The organism is Spirulina sp. CS-785/01 (genome assembly GCF_028330525.1).
Lineage (GTDB): Bacteria > Cyanobacteriota > Cyanobacteriia > Cyanobacteriales > Spirulinaceae > JAQMSD01.
Genome location: NZ_JAQMSD010000170.1, coordinates 1 through 19,184 on the forward strand (window position 1 = coordinate 1; position 19,184 = coordinate 19,184).

At 45.6% G+C, this 19,184-nt stretch carries 7 protein-coding genes; 5 read left to right on the plus strand and 2 right to left on the minus strand.

Annotation, left to right across the window (positions count from 1 at the left end; genetic code table 11):
- Positions 1-166 precede the first annotated feature (166 nt).
- Positions 167-1,684, plus strand: coding sequence for a hypothetical protein (locus tag PN462_RS11295; RefSeq protein ID WP_272128315.1), 1,518 nt, complete (start codon positions 167-169; stop codon positions 1,682-1,684).
- 64 nt (positions 1,685-1,748) lie between these two features.
- Positions 1,749-2,816 carry a hypothetical protein gene (locus PN462_RS11300; protein ID WP_272128316.1) on the plus strand — a complete coding sequence of 356 codons (1,068 nt, stop codon included), beginning with the start codon at positions 1,749-1,751 and terminating at the stop codon, positions 2,814-2,816.
- Positions 2,817-2,924: 108 nt separating this feature from the next.
- Here the strand turns inward: PN462_RS11300 and PN462_RS11305 are convergent, their stop codons facing one another.
- Positions 2,925-4,070 carry a LamG-like jellyroll fold domain-containing protein gene (locus tag PN462_RS11305; RefSeq protein ID WP_272128317.1) on the minus strand — a complete coding sequence of 382 codons (1,146 nt, stop codon included), beginning with the start codon at positions 4,068-4,070 and terminating at the stop codon, positions 2,925-2,927.
- A 474-nt stretch (positions 4,071-4,544) separates the two neighbouring features.
- On the opposite strand from PN462_RS11305, the gene PN462_RS11310 reads away from it, so the two are divergent.
- The 3 genes from PN462_RS11310 to PN462_RS11320 all read left to right on the plus strand — a co-directional run bounded on the left by PN462_RS11310 (position 4,545) and on the right by PN462_RS11320 (position 14,296).
- A complete protein-coding gene (locus PN462_RS11310) occupies positions 4,545-9,344 on the plus strand; it encodes a LamG-like jellyroll fold domain-containing protein (RefSeq protein WP_272128319.1) in 4,800 nt (1,599 codons plus the stop codon).
- Positions 9,345-9,592: 248 nt separating this feature from the next.
- The gene (locus PN462_RS11315) at positions 9,593-10,804 is read left to right on the plus strand and encodes an RNA-guided endonuclease InsQ/TnpB family protein (protein ID WP_272128321.1); all 1,212 of its coding nucleotides are present in this window, start codon (positions 9,593-9,595) and stop codon (positions 10,802-10,804) included.
- A gap of 48 nt (positions 10,805-10,852) precedes the next feature.
- Positions 10,853-14,296, plus strand: a complete 3,444-nt coding sequence (locus PN462_RS11320) for a LamG-like jellyroll fold domain-containing protein (protein WP_272128323.1) — start codon at positions 10,853-10,855, stop codon at positions 14,294-14,296.
- Between the two features lie 38 nt (positions 14,297-14,334).
- On the opposite strand, the gene PN462_RS11325 is transcribed toward PN462_RS11320, so the two are convergent.
- Positions 14,335-19,184: glycosyltransferase (locus PN462_RS11325; RefSeq protein ID WP_272128322.1), on the minus strand; the 4,850-nt coding region annotated here is incomplete at its 5' end.

Here is a 19,184-nt window from a genome sequence, read left to right on the forward strand (position 1 = left end):
CCATCTCCTCCATCTCCCCCTACCACTCAACCTCCCACTCAACCAACGACTCCCCAACCACTTCCCCCACAATCAAAATGTATTCTGTACTTTGATGGCTATGGCGATAATGTCACCCTGAATCAGAATGTTGGGAGAGGGACTTTGGCGCAATAAAATTTTTAGAATGCTATTAAATTCTCCCAAAATTCAGGTTAAAATTCCCCAAAATACCCCACTGATTATCCGTTTATTTTTGTCGAATCAAACGGATGATATTTTGCTATTACGACCCGTGTTAGAAGATTGGCTGATTGAGTCCCATACGGTTGTTTGTTCCCAGATTACAGTAGAACCTGCTTATGTCACGCTTTATCCTGGACAACAAGGGGTGACGCAAAAAATTATCTTGCAATTGCCTCCTGTCCAAGCTGAACAGTCTCTCAGGAGTCAATTACGCTTTCCGGGGTGGCAAGAAGCGGGGATTCCGGTTCAGGTGGAGATTTTACCTGTGATGGGACAACGGAATCAAGCACAGATTACGGATTTAAAACTGGCGTTTCCCTTAGAGGCTGCGCAAGGGGTGGGGGGACTGTCTCTCAATCCCCATCGGTTGGGGATTATCGGGTTAACGTCTGCGTTGCTGGAGTTGGATCAGATTCCCTCGCGTTGGTTGTTGGCGGAGTTGTTGATACGGTTGTGTCGTCAGGGGGAAGTGTATCGGCAGACGGAGGAGGGGGAGGTGTTATGGGAGGGGTTGCAGGAGACGGCGTTTTTTCAGTCGGGCGCGATCGCCAGTTCTACCCTACAATTTCCCCAATGGATACTCGATACTCTCGTCAAACGACAGGACTTTCTCTCGGCAGAAGTGAACGATGCAGGAGGACTGGTGACACTCTGGGAAGGGTGGTTATGGAGTTTAGTGGATAATGACTTAGAACAAACCGAACAAAGCAACCTCCCCAACATTCCCCGGTTTCAACCCGAAGACGGGGTAAAGGAATGGGGCAGCGATGTACAACGCTGGTGGGGCAATTTATTATTAGGATTAAGCCAAATTTCCCCCCTCATTAACGCCACCTTACATCGTCTTGTGGAAGAATTTGCCCCAGTCCAATCTCTCCCCGATAGCGACATCAGTTATCACCTGAATCTGATTCTCCCCAGTTTAGATATCTTACCTGCCCGTTGGTTAGTGGTGGAATTACTGGCGATTCTCGGCCAGCAGGGGGAAATTTACGCGCAAACAGAAAACGGCAGTCAATTATTAAACCAACTCCATCGGACTCGTTTCTTTAAAAATGGCGTGTTAGCGGTGGCCACGGCCCATCTCCCCCGTTGGCTGCATATTAGCCAACAAGCAACCTCTGCTTATCAAGACTCCCTGGGAAAGTCTGACCACCCAGGGGGGTTAATTTATACCGCCGAACAATGGTTTAAGAGTTTGTTGCCAGACTCCTTGCAAGCTGACTGGGAGGAGAGTTGGGCCCAGCCAACGAACTTGGAAGGGTTTGTGGAACGGATGGAACGGGAAAGCGATCGCATCTTTGCAGCCGTCATTCTTGGCTTAATGCAACTCTCCCCCCAACTCAATACCCGCTTAACCAAAATCGCCCAACAAGCCCCAGAATCGCCCCCAGCCCCCTCTAAACCCACTTTTCCCCTTGAGGATATTCTCAGTGAAAATGAGTCGCTTCAGCGTTAATTGGGGGAATTGGTAATTGGTAATTGGTAATTGGTAATTGGTAATTGGTCAATGATAATTAATAATGGTTTTTAATCCTGAACTATTTGCCCGCATTGAACAACTCCGGATTCCGTTTGATGGACGGTTGGGGACAAAGGATTGGAAAGACTGGTATCACTTCATTTTAATGGACTTGCAACAGCAAATCCGTATTTTAGTCAACATCACCCTTATGGGTTGGCCAGAACACGGAGAAATACAAGTTACATTCATTGTTCATTTTACCGCAGAACAAGTGACAATTCCCCTCGCCATCTCAGAAGAAATTGTCACCTTTGGTCATGCCGGGACGCAACTCTGGCGGACTCCTCTGGTACAACCATTCCCTCTCCATATCCAAGGCAGAGGCATTGATTTAGTCTTAGAAAATAATCGCTTTCGAGTCACAGTTCAAGACCCTAGAAACCAATTATATCTCCAATTTCAAGCCCTCCCCCAAGCCACCCCTCTCTTAGTCACAGAAGACTCTCCCTTTGGCAGTGGATTTATTGGTTGGGGGTTAGTTCCGGGGTTACAAGTCGCGGGAGAATTAACCCTCGCTAATTCTCGATTTCCTCTTAATTCTAACTGGTATTGTTATCACGATCGCAACTTTGGCCGTTTTCGGTGGGGAGAAGATATTGGGTGGGAATGGTTTGTCGCTTTTCTCACCAGTTCCGATGGGCGAACATTTACGTTAGTATTGGATAAAAGAACCAATAAAAACCATACTACGCACGGTTTACCCTATATTTTTATTTATCAAGGGAATGAAGTCATTAAAATCTTTTTAGGCCCCGCCTTAAATATTGATTGGGACTGGACAGAAAATGCCGAATTGCCAATCCGTTTACCCGGTTTAATGGCTTCTTTGTTCACAGAACGGACTGTAAAAATGCCCCAAGGGTTACAAGTTTATGCTGCGGATGAACAAGATCAGATGCTTGTAACCGCCCAATTTAATGCTAGTTTAGAGTTAGTTGTACCGGATAATCAAGAACGGCAATATAGTTTTATTGAGGAGGTAACAGGATCAGTGGAATTACTGTTATTATGGCAAGGGAAAAAAATTGAAGCCAAAGGGTTAATTTATGCGGAATATGTGATTTGATTCTACGAGCAATAATCCCTTTAATTGGTCTTCAATTCGTTTATTGTAAGCCCGAAAGGGCTTACTACAAACTTATACCCATCGAAATCGTGTAGCCTTTCTTGGCTATTACTCAACTAAAACCCATTGTTCATTGGGTTTAGGGTCACTCACCGGATAAGCGACCACCGCTTGAATACCGTCTTTTTCCACCATTGCTAGGGCAAAATTGTTACTCTGATTGACAATGATTCCGCGATCGCTCACAATCCATTGCTGGGTTTGATGACCATTGATGGGATTGAGGACAACCTTTTTAGCCCATTCAAAACCCGGTATATCTTGTAGGTCTAATACCCATTCTCCTAGCTGACTTTTAATTAGTCCTTCGGGGGTAATTTCCCATTTTTGACTCAAGCTATCATTGGGGGCATAACCCCAAACCATTGACCCAGATTTGGCTTCCCCTTTCAGTACATCTAAGACATAACCATTGGACTGATTTTTGAGAATCGTTCCATGGGGGACATCCATCATGGGAGGAGAATTGTATGACGGAGGAGTGTCTTGGGGATCTGTGGGAGTCGGGGAATTCTCTGATCCGATGTTCAAGTCGGATTCAATCCAAGTGACCGTTCCAGTAATTTCTCCTGGTGTTGTCTGACCTGTGCGATCGTGAATTTCTGAACCTTGTCCCTCATTGAAAGGATAGTAGGCCACTAATCCCTCTTCTTGTCCTGTTAATTGTCCTAATAAATTGGCCTGAATCTCTGCCTCAGTGCGAACTTTATTCCAGATGCGAATTTCACTTAACGCCCCTTTAAAGTAGTGATTGTTCGCTGCGTCCAAGTTACAGCCAATATAGAGGGGAGTTTCGTCCACCACTAAAGGACTATCGATCTGATGGGTTTGGTGTAGTTGACCGTTAATATAGGTTTTGGCAACCCTCCCATCATTGGTAATGGCTACATGATGCCATTGGTTAGGCGTAATTCCCCCTAGGGGACCCTGCGCGGCACCGTCATTAGTATCCGGGACAGCTTCATGATCGCTACTCTCCGTATGGAAACAGTGATAAATTCCCCCATCTTGACGTAACCAAATATTAAAATTACGTCCCGGTTTCCCAACAATCCCTTTCCAAGGTTGATCAGGAATACCATCGGGTTTCAATAACACTTCCACCGTATAAGTCGTAATCCGTAAAGACTCCTGTTCATTGACAATGATTTTCGTTCCCTGTCCATCGAAGTACAGTGCTTGAATTTGGGTCATTGCTTTTGGCTCTTTATTGCTTGCAAGGATCTGACTCAAAGCTCATTAGAATTGCTATCCATCATACCTCTTGTTGACTGTCATGACTCAATCAATTTTGCTTAATTTTTCTTAAAACAAAGTCCAAGAATCAACACAAAAATGTAAACAAAAGTAAAGTTTTTCCAATAACGCAACCAATTCCCCATGATGTGATAGGCTCATAAAAGATTCAAAGCTCTGACGACTAACGCCTTCAACAGCGTATCATATTGGCTCTCTCTTAGTTTCGCGCTCTCGGTTTTCTTCCACAGGTTCAGAACACCAACAAACTATTCCAATTAATTCATACAAGAATCACTGCGGATTAAATTTTCTAAATCCAATTTTCTAAATCCAATTTTCTAAATTGGATTAAATGTTGTGCATCAAACAACACGCTAATACTAGACCGAACCTAATTCTGTTTAAGTTTTCTTTAAGGCGCGAACCCCTATGAGTATCATCAGTAACTTCGTCAAAACTTACACCGACAAAAACTATCAATACACCGCAACTGTCACCCATAAAGGCACAGTAATTGCTTTTGCCATGGATGAGGAAAGGCGCATCTACTATTCTGTTTTAAATTTAGATAATACTAACTCAGAAACTCAGAGTACAGGTAATACTCATCAAAAAACAAAAAGTCCTTTAGACGTTAATTATTGGCTCAACAATCCCAAAGAACTGCAATTTCCTAACGAAATTGTCCAAGTGGGCTACGCTATTCTCCCTAATCAGTCAATGCCCACGGTTAAAAAAGGGACAAGAGACGAAGCGAAAGCGGGAACATTACGCCCCGAAGAAATAGACCCTTTTCTCTCGACAACTGCCCGTTTTACAGCCAATGCTCATTTTCAAGTATTGTCTGATGGAAAATTTATTTATTTATTCCGCCAAGCTATTGACAATGATCATCCCGATATGCTTTACAAGCGGGATAAAAAAGGAGATTTTGTCTTAGATCAAAGCCAACAAAAAGTCCCCTTAGTCAATGAAACTTTACTCTTAGACCGCTACGTTTTAGCAGGGACAGAACTCAAGCCTAAAATGGAGGTGCGCTATCAACGCAGTCGCCATAAATATACCCCCCAAACCAATAAAGATGGACTAGGGGCAAAAGACTTAGAAAAGAAACCCTTTTTTGAGCCAACCCAAGAATTAGATTTTGTCCAAAACTTAAAAGAAGGACGCTTTAATGTATTACTCGTCCCTACCCAAATTGCCAACTTAGAACGTTGGCAAGTCTTCAGCCACAATAGCAAAACAGGCCGCATTGATTCCTTTAATATCGAACGCTCTCAGGATGGGTTATTTAATACCAAAGGAACTCAACTTTATACCAGTCCCGATCCCCAATATCAAAACTCCGTCTTAGAACGGCAACCCGGAACGGATTCCTTTACCGGAGAACCCTTAATTCCCCTCATTAGTAAATCAGGTTATGCTGAATCTGCCCTAAAATTTGATGGGAGCGATGATTATATAGAACTACCAACCAACAGTCTTCCCACAGGAGAAGAAATTACCGTTAGTTTTTGGGCTTATGGTGGAGATAAACTCCCGATGCGAACCGCCATTTTAGGCGCAACAGATGCTAATGGTCATAAAGTCTTTTGCATCCATTTACCTTGGTCTAATAGTCGTATTTACTTTGACTGTGGTAATGATGGCAGCCAGTGCGATCGCATTGATAAAGCAGCCCAAACCTCTGAGTTTCAAGGCGTTTGGTCTCATTGGGCATTCACTAAAAATGCTCAGACGGGAGAAATGAAAATTTATTTGAATGGTCAGTTATGGCACAGTGGAACAGGTAAAACTCGACAGCTTAACCCAGCAACCAAAGTTTTATTGGGGAATTATCCGAATCGTTCCTATCCTTATCACGGTATCGTGGATGAAATACGGATTTGGAATCGCGTCCGCACTCAAACCGAAATTCAAGCGGAGATGAATCATCGCTTGGTGGGGAATGAGCCAGGATTGTGGAGTTATTGGCGGTTGGATGAAGGGAAAGGGGAGACAATCTTTGACCAAACCGATAACGGACACCACGGGACAATTAAGGACGCAACGTGGGTAAAATCCGATGCTCCCATTGGGGATCATCCAGGAATTCGGCGAACCAGTTTTGGTTTACAATCGGTTGCCGAGCAATTTGCGCTCCAGTTTGATGGTCAAGATGACTACGCAATCATTCAACTCGGCAGTCCTTGGCAAGCTCCCCAAGAATTTAGTGTGGAAATGTGGGTGAAACCGGACGCAACCGATCAGGTTAGTTATACGGGTCTTTTTAGTAGTAACAATGCCAACAGAACCGGATCGTCATTCCAAATTGACTTAGATGGTCAAGGAAACTACCGATTTCTCCACGATAAAGGGGGTTGGCAGATTGGGAAAGCAGCGACAGACTGGCAACATCTAGCCGTTGCCTACGATGGCAATACCTTAACCGCTTATCTGGATGGACGAAAACTCGGCAGCGGAGCCGGAAATTTACCCACAGAATTTCGCTATTATATTTTGGGTGTAAATCGTTCGGTTGACAGGTTTTTTCAAGGACAAATGGAAGAAGTCCGAATCTGGAAACGAGCCATTAGTGCAGCAGAAATTCAACAAAATCTTCACAGTCGTTTAACTGGCAAAGAAAATGGACTCATGGCCTATTTTCCTTGTACCGAAGGATCGGGAAATTTGCTCCACGATAAAACAGTCAATGCTCATCATGCTACCCTTAAAGGGACAACTTGGGTTAAGTCCACTTCACCCATTAGCGATGTAACCCAAGTCTCTGAGGAACGAACCATTGCATCGGGTTTATCGGCTTTGTTGTATCACCAACAGGAAAAAGCCACCACTGGGTACGAGCAACAAGAAAAACCAGTCAAACGCAACGCTCGCGTGATGTTGGCAGTGGCAACAGGAACTAAAAATACTACAGCAACGGAGCGCAAGTATATTGCAGCTTTAGATTTTGGGGTGTCACGAGAAGGCAAACTCACCCAAGTCCCAGACCAACTGATGCTGCCGAATTTACAAGCGAGTAATGCAGCGAACCAAGATTTAGATGCAGTCAGTCGTTTACAGGAAGAAATTGCCACGTTAACGGCCAGTATTAATCAGTTAGAAATTGAAATTGCGGCTCTAAAATTATCTACACAGGAAATTGCAACTTTGGAGGCACAAAAAACAAAGCTAGAAGGAGAAATTCAGAACTTAGAAGCTGACTTAGAAAATAAGCAAAAAGATGTTTTTAATTATTTTTGTCGTATTGAATCTGGAAACTATGCAGGATGGTATCTTGCTACTGATAGTAACGGTAATTTAGGAGTGACCAGTAGCGGAGGCTGGAATAATTTATGGGCTTTTGGCGAGGGATATTTGGATTCCAGCTTAGGATACTCTCAATCAAAAAGCATTTCTCCTCAAACTCCTTCAGGTCGCTATTTATCCAATAATGGGGATGGTTCATTGAGTTTAGATACTTCTCCTCATAGTGTTTTTGAAAGTTGGTTTCCTGTTCAATCAGGAAGCAACTATAAGCTCAAAAGTCTAGGAAGTGGAATTCATTCCCGTCCTACCTATTATTTATTTGGAATGATGGGGGCAGCAGGACTCACGCAGGATGCCAATAACGTTCTGTGTAACTGGAAAATTGTTAAGACGAATCAAGCTTTACCTGTTATTACGAATGCCGAAAATAAATTAAATAATAAAAAAGCAGAGTTACAGCAAGTCGTTGATGAATTAAATGCTCTCTATCAAGAACGAGAACAACTTAAAGACAAAGAAGGACAATTAGCTCTACAAAAAATCCAACTGGATAATAAAGAGACAGAACTGGAGTTCATGCAGTCGGGCATTCAAGGGGAAGTTGCACTGCCCATGTCCTTATTGCATACCGATCCCTTTGGTTTAACGGTATCGGGAGGGTTACTCAACTTTGCTTATACCAAAGATACCCCGTTGTTGGTCAATAGCGCGACCGGAAAGTTAGCTTTGTATTTCCGAGGTGTGGAGGAGCAATTTTTTGTCACCTATTACGACACCAATACTACGAAAGCGCGGTATTTGTTAGAAGCAGACTCCGGAAAAGTCATGGCGATCGCGCGATCGGCAGAACCCGAATGCGATCGCGCCCAATTCACCATTACCAACGGCAACACTCCCAACACCTGCACCCTCACCATCAACAACAAAGCCACAGGAGTCCAAGAAACTTGGCAAAATGTACCACGAGACCTACAAAAATTTGCCGACACCCTCAACGGGAGACTCACTCAACCCATCTTTATCGGCAAACTCGCCCAACCCGCCATCGGGAACATCAGTAACCTCGTTTTGCACCAAAAAGTAAAACAAAGCCTCACGAAAGGTGCAATCCTATCCCTCAACAACACCAAAGTCACCGTCAGTCAAGCAGTCAATGGAGGATTAGACACCATCTCCATTACCCCCACCACCCTCAACAGTCCCCCAGACACCCCCCTCTATCTACTTTCCTACGACTACGACGCTTGGACCAGCAGTAACCGCACCAAAAACCCCTTAACCAACGGCTCTTTACAATTCCTCTTCCAACCTAGCACCAGTGAAGGCAACATCAAAAACGGAACAGTAACCGATAGCGAGATCACCCTCTCCTGTCAATGGGTCGCAGAATCCCCAGGACGGGCTTTAGCCTTTGATGGTAAAGAAGATCGTGTGGTGTTAGGAGACTTGCAAAAACTCTCACAACTCGATGCTCACGGCGATTTAACCCTAGAAGCCTGGGTTCGTCCCGCCCAATTAGCCGATACGGCCCGAGTCATCCATCACCATTCCGCCCAATCTCAATATACCTTGGGCGTTAAGTCCAAGAGTGCCAGTTTCCAGTCTGCCCTAGAATTAGATGGAGTGAATGATTTTGTAGAACTCCCGCCAGACAGTATCCCCACCGGACAAGAAATCACCGTTAGTTTTTGGGCCTTTGGCGGAAATAAACTTCCCAATAAAAACTCAGTCCTAGAAGCCCTAGATGCCAATGGACAAAGAGTCATCAACATTCACTTTCCTTGGGATAACAGCAATATTTACTTTGACTGTGGAAACAGTGGCGGCGGGTATGACCGCATTTATAAAACCGCCCAACCCTCCGATTTCAAAGGAGTCTGGTCTCATTGGGCCTTTACCAAAAATGCCGCGACCGGAGACATGAAAATTTATCTCAACGGAACGTTATGGCACAGTGGCACAGGTAAAACCAACGCATAGACGGCACAGAAAGCGGCTTAGTCGCTTACTGGCGGTTTGCAGGGGGAGTCGCCAAAGACTACTCCCAAAACGGCTATAACGGCACAATTTTTGACCAAAGGCAAACTCGAAGATGGGACTGATGAAAATGTCCCTTACCAAAAATAATGGGTCTAAAGCCCCGTCCTGACTTCGACAGGCTCAGTCACCTTCAAGGACGGCTTTTGAGTATTGTGCTATGCTTTAGAAAGAGCAATTCTATTTGGTAAATGCTCACCCTGAACTACCAATACAAGCTCATAGTCACGCCAGAACAAGCATCAACCCTTGATTCTTGGTTAGATATTTGTCGCTCTGTCTATAACTATGGGCTTCGTGAACGGAAGGATTGGGTTAACTCTAGGAAATGCCGAATAGACCGATGCTCAATTGAAAAGGAGTATATCATACCCGCAGATAGCAAAAGACCCACTTATGCGAGTCAATGCAAGTCATTGACTGAAGCTAAAAAGGAAAACCCAAATCTCAAAATTCCACAGTCTCAAGTCCTTCAGCAAACCCTAAAGCAACTTGAGACAAGTTTCGTGAATATGTGGGAACGGGGGTTTGGCTTCCCTCGATTCAAAAAGAGAATGAAGTCTTTTTGCTTTCCTCAAGTCAGCAGTCATGCAGTTCAGGGGGATTCAATCTTTCTTCCTAAGATTGGTGAAGTCAAGTTCAGGAAGTCAAGAGAGATTCCCGATGGGTTTATTCCTAAGCAAATCCGAGTTATCAAAAAAGCAAGTGGGTACTATGTGACCATCTGCATCCAATGTGATGTAGATGTACCCGCTCCGCAACCTCACGGCTATGCTATTGGAATAGACTTGGGGTTAAATAGCTTTATTGCCACCAGTGAAAACGAGCTAATCAAAAGTCATAAGTTCTTCAGGGAGTCTGAAGGCAAGCTGAAATTGCTGCAACGGAAACTGAAGAATAAGAAGAAAGGCTCTAGACGCTGGTTGCGAATCCAAAAACAGATCGGGTTGTTGTACGAAAAGATACACAATTGTCGAAAGGATTTTTTCTTTAAAACGGCTCACCACCTCTGTGACCAGGCCGGAATGATATTTGCCGAAGATTTGAACTTAAAAGCGTTGGGTAGGTCTGCTTTAAGAAAGGCTTGTCTTGATGCTTCTTGGGGTTCATTTCTCAACATACTATCTTTCGTTTGCTGGGAAAGAGGAGTTTACTTTGCCAAGGTGGATGCTAATGGGACTAGCCAAATTTGCCCAAACTGCGGGGTGAATTGTGGTCAGAAAGACTTGTCCCAAAGAAGACACGATTGCGACAATTGTGGGGATCAGACCGATAGAGACATAGCGGCAGCCCAAGTGGTCAAAGAACGTGGTTTAAGTACCGTCGGGCAGACGGGAATAATGCTCACTGAGGGTAAAGAGATCGGGGTTGGAGTTTATACTCCTTCTAGGCTCTCCCTGTGACGCGAGAATCCCCGACCGTTTACGGCGGGGAGTTGTCAATCGCTCTACATTGATACCGATGGTAAAATTGCCTTTGCCTTTGAAGACAAAGACGGCGACAATCACATTTATAAATCCAGTCAAGCCTTGACCGCAGGACAGTTTTATAAAATTGCCGTAACTCGCAAATATGAGACAGAAACAGAAAATCAAGGCACGCAAGACCAACCCAATGTCACCGTCAATCAATGGGCCGATATTCGCTTCTACATCAATCAAAACCCGGCAGGTTATGCGACCTACTTCGGCCCAGACCCCGATCGCAATCGCCAAACCCTAGAAATTGGCAAAACCTATAACGCCTCTCAACCCAACTACTTCAAAGGGGCCATGAGTGAGATACGCTTGTGGAATAATGCCGTTGACCCCGAAAACCTCGGCAATAACATCAATGGCAATGAGGAAGGGTTAATCGCTTGGTGGCGATGTGAAGAAAATGAAGGCAACATTGCCTACGACAGCAAAAGTGATAACCATGCCATCATTATTGCGGCCCAATGGATCAAAAATCCCGACCCCCAAGGGTCTAGTTTAACCCTCTATCAAAATGGCATTCCCGTCCCCACAGAAGTAATGTCCTCTCCCCCCAACTGGGGAGTCGAACAGTTTACCTTGGGTGGGGTGGCCGAAAGTGGAGGCAGTCCCTTACCTCTGGATGGTTTACAAATTTTCCTAACGGGAGAAAGCTATAAAGTTGGGGATCAGTGGGACGATTTATCCGGTCGGGGCAACCATGCCACCAAAGCATCAGGCTGTAATATGCCCCAATCCTATTCCGTGAGCAATTACAACGGCAAGCGTTTCCCCGTCATGCGCTTTAACTCAAGCTGTGGCATGATTCTCCCCGATACGCTAAACCTGCAAAAGCCCTACACTATCATTATTGTTGACCGCTACTACGGCCAGACCCAAGGACGAACCCTCCAAAGTCGTGATCGTAACTGGTTATTGGGGAAATGGAGGGGTAATAATGGGTGTTTTATGGAAGGTTGGGTCGGTCGCTATGGTGCGACTGTCGATACCTTTACCATTAGCACCGCCACTTTAGAAGGCAGTTCTCCCAACTGGTATGTAGATGGGGTTCTTAAAGGCAGTAGTGGTGGCATCTCAGCCCCTGGGAAATTGGGACTCTGCAAAGGGGGCAAATATTCTCAGGAAGTGAGTGATGCAGATATTGCAGCTATTCTGATTTGGGATCGGGTGTTATCTGACGCAGAACGGCAAAAGGTAGAAAAATGGCTGGGTGAACAATATGGAATTCCTGTGGGTCACAATGTCACAATGGGCGGTTGCTTAGACCCCTTTGCCGGAACAATGGAAGAAGTCCGGATTTGGAAAGTAGCTCGCACTCAAGAGCAAATCCAAGATAACCTCTTTAGCCGCATCAAAGGGGAAAAACAAGACCTGATTGCCAATTACACCTTTGATAAAGAGAGTCCAACGGAATTATTGGATCATTCCTTGATTGGTAATCATTTAGCCTTGGGTTTGGGGAATGCTCAACCCATGTCGGTTTTATCCACAGCCCCCATTAGCAATGATACGGCCATTGTGCGGTCTGCCTTAGCAGGGGTAAAAACCCAGTTTCACGATACCATTCACTCCTGTCCTGGCATTCAAGAATATTCTGATTTGCAGTACGACATCGATGGCAATTTAATGGGCATTCAAAAACGCTGTTATGCCTACATTCAAAATGGTCAGTGGCATTTGCTAACGGGGTATAAGGTGGGGAATTTAATCACCGAATGGATTGGACAAGTGCAAGCCGACCCGCAGATTCTGGGCTATATTGAGGGTGCGCCCCCTGTCCCTAGTGAGAATCTCACCGGAACCAGTATGGCACTCGGGCCGGGGGTGGATCATTACAATGCCAGTGCCATTGAGTTACAGGAAGCGGAAACGGTGAATTATATCTATGCGTCTTCTTGGGAGAATGGCTTTGATATGTCCATTGAAACCCTCTTTGGACTCGGTTTTGGTTCGGGGGTTTCTGCCGGGTTAGGGTTGGCGACTCAAGTGGCTGATATTACCAGTACGGCGGGTGTTAAGGCGACCTTTGAGTCGTCCCAAGGTCAAGTCCATGAGGCCAGTGTGAGTCAGGGTTATAACACCAATAAAACCACTCGTCTGGATGCTTGGGGGGCCTGGGAACAAATTGGTTCAGAGATTAATTCCTATGTGGGACGACGCTATGTTCCGGCGAATGTGGGGTTAGCATTGGTGCAGTCGGATACTATGGATGTGTTTGCCCTGCGTTTGGCCCACAATAATGCTTTGGTGGCTTATCGTTATTTACCCAACCCCGATATTCCCAAGGATTGGAATATTATTACGTTTCCCCTGAATCCCACCTATACGAAGCAGGGGACGCTAGATGGTAAGGTGGGGCTGAAGGAAGATGGCAGTATTCAACCTGACTCCCATTATCCTAATGCTGCCACTTATGGCCAATGGAGTTATTTTAAGCCCATTGAAGCCTATAGCCTGAAAAAACGCATCGACCGAGAACGGCAGGAGTTGGCGACCTATTATGAGCAGTATTCGACGTTCCAAAATATTGCCAATCAAGCCCGTGGGGATTTAGAGTATTTATCTCCGACTCAAGTGGGGACGCGCAATTTGGCGAATACCTATGTTTGGACTGCCGATGGGGGCTTTTTCTCGGAATCAACGGATGTGATGGAGGCAACTTCGGAAACCACCAGTGGTTATTATTCGTTTCAAGGGATGGGAGGGGTTTCGATTAATTCTCAATTTGAAGTGTCAGGGGTGGCCATGAAGTTCGATCTCGATGCGTTGTTTGGGGGACATTTGGAAACGACGAAAACGAAAGGGAAGGAAACCGAGACCTCTTTTACGGTGGAAGTGGAGGTGGAAGGGGAACGGGATATTCAACTCTATGCCCTTACGGATGCGCTGAAAGCCAAGTATAAGGGACGGTTTAATCCTGGGGAGTTTGGGGTGTATGACCAAAAGGGTAATCCGGTTAAACAACCGGGGAAGGTGGATGCTTACCGCTTTATGACTTTCTATCTAGAACCCACTACGGGGAATTTTGAGGACTTTTTCGGTAAGGTGGTCGATCCGATTTGGTTGGAACAAAGTAGTGAACCCAATGCGATCGCGCTTCGTCAAGCCAACCAAGGGGAGAAAAAGCCGTCCTGTTGGCGCGTTTTCCACCGTGTAACCTTTGTCAGTCGCATTTTACCCGAAATTGAAGCGAATAACGCGCCGCCGTTAGAAAAGGCGATTCGGGCTGCCAATATTGAGAGTAATTGGGAGTTGATCAAGAAGATTGAACCCTTTGTGCAGACGAAAACCCAAGATTATACGACCTTTGCGGATGCCGTGCGTCGTGCGATCGCCACCTATCTCCCAGAATTACAAGGCCATGAGGCGGCCATTATTCAATATATGGCCCTCTATTTCGGGCTAGAGGAAGCCATTTAGGGAAATTCGGGAGTTGGGATTCTTCCCAAACTCCCCTCTCACCTCGTTAGTCTCGCCTGAAACCGTAAATAGGCTTCCAGCATCGTGCAAGCATTCTGTATCCCGTCCTCCTGCTGTATCTGTTGGGCCACGGTTTGCGCGTGGGTGCGATAACTGGGGTTTGATAAGAGTTCCTGTAATTCCACCCCTAAGCGCGTTTCACTGTACTCTGAACGGCGAATGGTGCGCCCTACGCCTAACTGTACCACCCGCCGGGCATTGTCCGGTTGATCGTAGGCAAAGGGGACGATTAACATAGGACAACCGGCCCGTAAGGCTTGTCCAGTTGTGCCGATTCCACCATGATGGACCACAGCAGCCGCTTGGGGAAAGAGTTGGGAATGGGGGGCGTAATTTACGGCGATCGCATTTTCCCCCACCTCTGACACCGCCTCAACCCCTTTCCCCATCAACAAAACCGCCCGATATCCCAATTGTTGCGCCGCTTTCGCCGCCTCCTGATAAAAATTCCCTGGAGTCCAGACAAAATAAGACCCCAACGTAAACACAATAGGGGGTGGCCCTGCCTCTAAAAAGGCTTGTAATTCCGGCGAGAGAGTCTCTTGGCCGTCATAGAAGGGAAACCCGGTGGCGTAAGTTTGTTTCGGCCAGTCCGGTTGCGGAGTCGCCAAAAGAGAGGAAAATAACGCCAACACTAAATCCGGGGAATGTTGTCCCTCAAAAAGCGGGTCTAACCTGGCCGGGAGTCCCAATTCTCGCCGTAATTCGCGCACCGGAGCAGACCAGTATTTAGCATACCATTCTTGCGATCGCAAGTAAGAATCCCGGGCCACCCACTTTAACGCTCGATCATACTCCGAAAGAGACTGAAGCGCATCAACCTCTAAATCATAAGCCGACTGAAAAGACTGAGGAGATAACACCGTCGAAACCCAAGGCGTATTCGTCATTTGGGCGGCCACAGACCCCGCAAAACTAAAAGGATGAGTCAACAATAAATCAGCCTCCCCTAATAACCCGATTAAATCCTCATAAGTCGCTCGCAAATGGGGCAAAATCGTATAACAGATAATATACTCACTCTCCCGTTGCTGTTGCCCTAAAACCTCATTCCAAGACCCATTCCCCTGTAACGGGTGACTCGTATCCGGTCGCAGTGCAAAAAACTCAATCCCGGCAGCTTCCACCTTACTGCGGAACGGTTCAGCATGGGCAATAATGGGATGATGACCCCGGGCTTGCAATTCTAGCGCGAGAGCCATATAAGGGTGCAAATCCCCAAAAGACCCATAGGTAGCCATCACAATACGCTGACTAGGGAGAGACGGAGACAAGTCCCATCCTTGCATCCCCTCCGACACCTCCAACATCCCCTCCCCTAGTCCACTTTCCTCTCCCGTCCCCTCCGTTGACCAAACCGCCCAACCATAGGCCAACCAACCCACCGAAACCCGTTCCCAAGGTTCACCGACCCATTGCATCTCAAACCCCCAGGCCGTCACATTTTGTACCCGAATCTGCACATTTGTCCCTCCCCTTTGAACCACAGGCACAACAAACACAGGTTGATAACTCTCAAACCCCCTCGGAAACTGCACCGAATGCCAACTGTCCCCAGAAGCCGTTAAATGCTCCACTAAGCCCCATTGTTGCACCGCACAAGACCCCTCCCGACGCACAGCTAAAGACAAGCCTCCGTCGCACTCAGCCCCCTCTGCGTCCACAAAAAACTGCACCTCTCCCTCCCGTTTCAGGGTGAAGCGAGTCCCTCGCGCTGTTGCAGCGGCCAACTCCGGAGACCCATAAACCCCGGTACTTGGTAAAGCCATTTCAAATTCAGCGGCCTTGATCTGATAGCCATTCAACCATCCCACTTGACAATGTTCCCCCTGTTCATCCCCCCCATACACAACCCCCCAAGGAGTCCAAGCATCATACTTCCCCCCCCATTTTGTATTAATAACCTCCACCTCATAAGTCCCCGCAGTGAAGGTTTGAGTGAGGGGGTTGTCGGGTTGATGGGTTTGGGCTTCAATATGAAGCACAATGGCCTCCCCTTGGGGGATATCCTCAGAGGACTCTAAGGCCATAATATGGGGATATTGGCCATTGCAAACACAAGCTAACCAAGCAACCGTCACCCCCTCTAAAGCGGCCATTTTCTCCTCTCCCCAATCGAGAGAAATTTCAAACCCAGTTGAGGTAATATTTTGTAACTTGAGTTCCGGTAACGGTTGGGTGACAGTCTCCCAATTTTGAATCCTCGGAATGACCATCACTTTTGCATCCGTCGGGAAAGAAACCGGGAAAACCACTTGATGCCAAGTTTGGGTAGAATGGGAGGCAATTAAGGGATTAATCATTCCCACTTGTTGTGCAGGGACATGGGTTAATGATTGCAATTCTAAGGTAATTCCCCCTTGATTATCCGGTAAATAGTCATCTTCAATACAGAAATAAACCGGACGTTCTGCGGTTAAAGTAAAGGTGGCCGTTTGTGCATAACTTAAAGCTAAAGTATCCTCTGCATAGACTCCCGTGGTGGGGATACAGTGACTAAATTCATCGGAGAAAATTGAATAACTATTTAGCCATCCTGTTGTACAATTTTCCCCCTGTTCGTCGCATTCATAGATAAAATTCCAGCGACTCCAAGCATTATATTTGCCTCCTTCTGCTTCACCCACCAATCTTACCGTATATTTCCCCGCAGGTAAGACCCGGACAATGGGGTTATCTTGGTTATTTTGTTTCGCTGAAATATGGATTAAGTTTTTGGGATGAGGGTGTAAACAATAAGCAATCCAAGGAAGGTGTTGAGAGAGACTTCTTGAACTTTTTCCATTTAATTTCGAGGAGGTGGATAAATTATAAAACTCAAACCCCCAATTATTAATATTATTGAGTTTAATTGTTGGGGAATTGGTCATTGGGAAAACCATCACCTGTCCTGTATAAGGAAACCCTTTAGAAAACTTGACAGAATGCCAAAACTCTGCTTTTTCTAAATGAATCATTCCCGTTTGATATAACCCATTACAGGAGTTACGCAACACCAGGAAACTGTCTGAAATACTTGCATCTCCCATGGACTCCTCAAACTGAGAAGTGAGAAACCCATACGCAACCCATCCCACCTGAATAGTCCTTTGGGGGGAATGACTGACACAAAAGAGTTCAAAACTGCTAGGGTTAATATTTTCGATTCTCAATTCTAAATTATTATCCAGATCATTCCCCAATAGGAAGGGATAGACAATAATGGGATAATTCCCGTGATAGGGTTGATAAAAATGGACTCGATAGGTTAACAGTTGGTCGGGTTCAAGGGTTAAATTGTTCAGGACTCCTATCTGTTGGACTAACTGCTTTTGAATGGGAATAATTGCTAAGGAAATGCCTCCTTGATTGGGGTTAACCGACTGGGGAGTTAATTGCTGATCTTCAATGAAAAATTGAACTTGATTATCTTGGTTTAATGTAAAGTGAGTAGTTGGGGCATTTGCTAAGGCAAAATCTGGACTAGAATAAACCCTGTTACTGGAAATTTTAGTCGAGAATTCCGAGGACGTAATACAATAGTCATTAAACCATCCGTTCGCTTTCTTCTCCTGATTTTTAGAGTCTTCTGGGTGACTATTCCAATGACTCCACCCCTCATAAAGTCCCCCTTGTTCTCCATTAACGACTTTAACCTTATATTCTCCTGCTTTGAGGGATTTTTGGATCGGATTATTTTGATTATTAATACTCGCATTGAGATTAATAATTTGTAACTGTTCCCCATGAATAGAAGCAGGAGGAGGAGTTTGTAAAACTGCGGTTTGCGGAGAAGTAAAACTATAAGCAACCCAAGCAATAGAATAGTGGTCTGGTAAGTCACTAAAATTCACTAACGACAGTTCAAACCCAACCGGGGTAATGTTATCAACCATAACCACAGGTTGAACGGGACTTTCACTATTAACAACCGGAAAAACAAAGACTTCCTGAGACGCTGCAAAAGGTTGAGGAAATTGAACCCAATAGGGAGATTTTTCGAGTTCATTAATGGGGACATCTTCTAAGAGTCCCATTTGTTGATGAATGGGGGCAAGAACGCGAAAAACTGCGAGGGAGAGTCCACCGCGATTTTTATGGTTGTTTTGCTTAGGAATAAAGAAATTAACGACTTCTTCCTTCTCTAATTGAAAGGTAGTGTTCTGTGCTTTCTTTAAAGCAAGTTGGGGAGTAGCAAAAATTCCCGTAGTCTCCACCTGTACCTCAAGTTGAGAGGCCGTAATATAATATTCATTGAGCCATCCCGTTAAGCAATTTTCGCCATTCTTATCACATTGGTCAGCAAACCCCCAAGGACTCCAAGCATCATATTTCCCTCCCTGTTGAGTCCCAAGGACTTTGACTTCATACTGTCCTGCTTTTAACTCTTGACGGAGGGGGGACGTTTGATGGTGTTGGGTTGCATCAAGATGGAGAAGTTTCACTTCTTGAACTAAGGGATCATCCCCTAATACCACCACTGACTTGTCAGGGAGTCCATAGGCCACCCAGAGTAAGGTTTGACCCACTAATTCAGGATGACAGCGAACTTCAAACCCTTCTGGGGTGATTTTTTGGAGTTGAAAAACTTGTTGGTTTTGATGACTCCCTAATGGGGTGACAATGATTTTATTTTGGGGATCAAAGGGGGGATCAAACGGGATAGAATACCAGTTGGGTGAGTCTAAGTATAAGTGACCAAACCGACGGAGTTGGGGGGAATCTTGAATGAAAACGGGTTCAGGTTGAATGGTGTCCCAAGGGTCAGGAAGTTCTGTTGGGGAGGAGATGGGTTCGGTTTGCGAAAGGGGGGGGGTTTGAGAGGGGTCTGGTTGTTGCGGAATAGAGG

Bases quoted from the DNA above. Each gene is read 5' to 3' on its own strand.
- PN462_RS11295 (WP_272128315.1), top strand. From the start codon at position 167: ATGCTATTAAATTCTCCCAAAATTCAGGTTAAAATTCCCCAAAATACC.
- PN462_RS11300 (WP_272128316.1), top strand. From the start codon at position 1,749: ATGGTTTTTAATCCTGAACTATTTGCCCGCATTGAACAACTCCGGATT.
- PN462_RS11305 (WP_272128317.1), bottom strand. From the start codon at position 4,070: ATGACCCAAATTCAAGCACTGTACTTCGATGGACAGGGAACGAAAATC.
- PN462_RS11310 (WP_272128319.1), top strand. From the start codon at position 4,545: ATGAGTATCATCAGTAACTTCGTCAAAACTTACACCGACAAAAACTAT.
- PN462_RS11315 (WP_272128321.1), top strand. From the start codon at position 9,593: ATGCTCACCCTGAACTACCAATACAAGCTCATAGTCACGCCAGAACAA.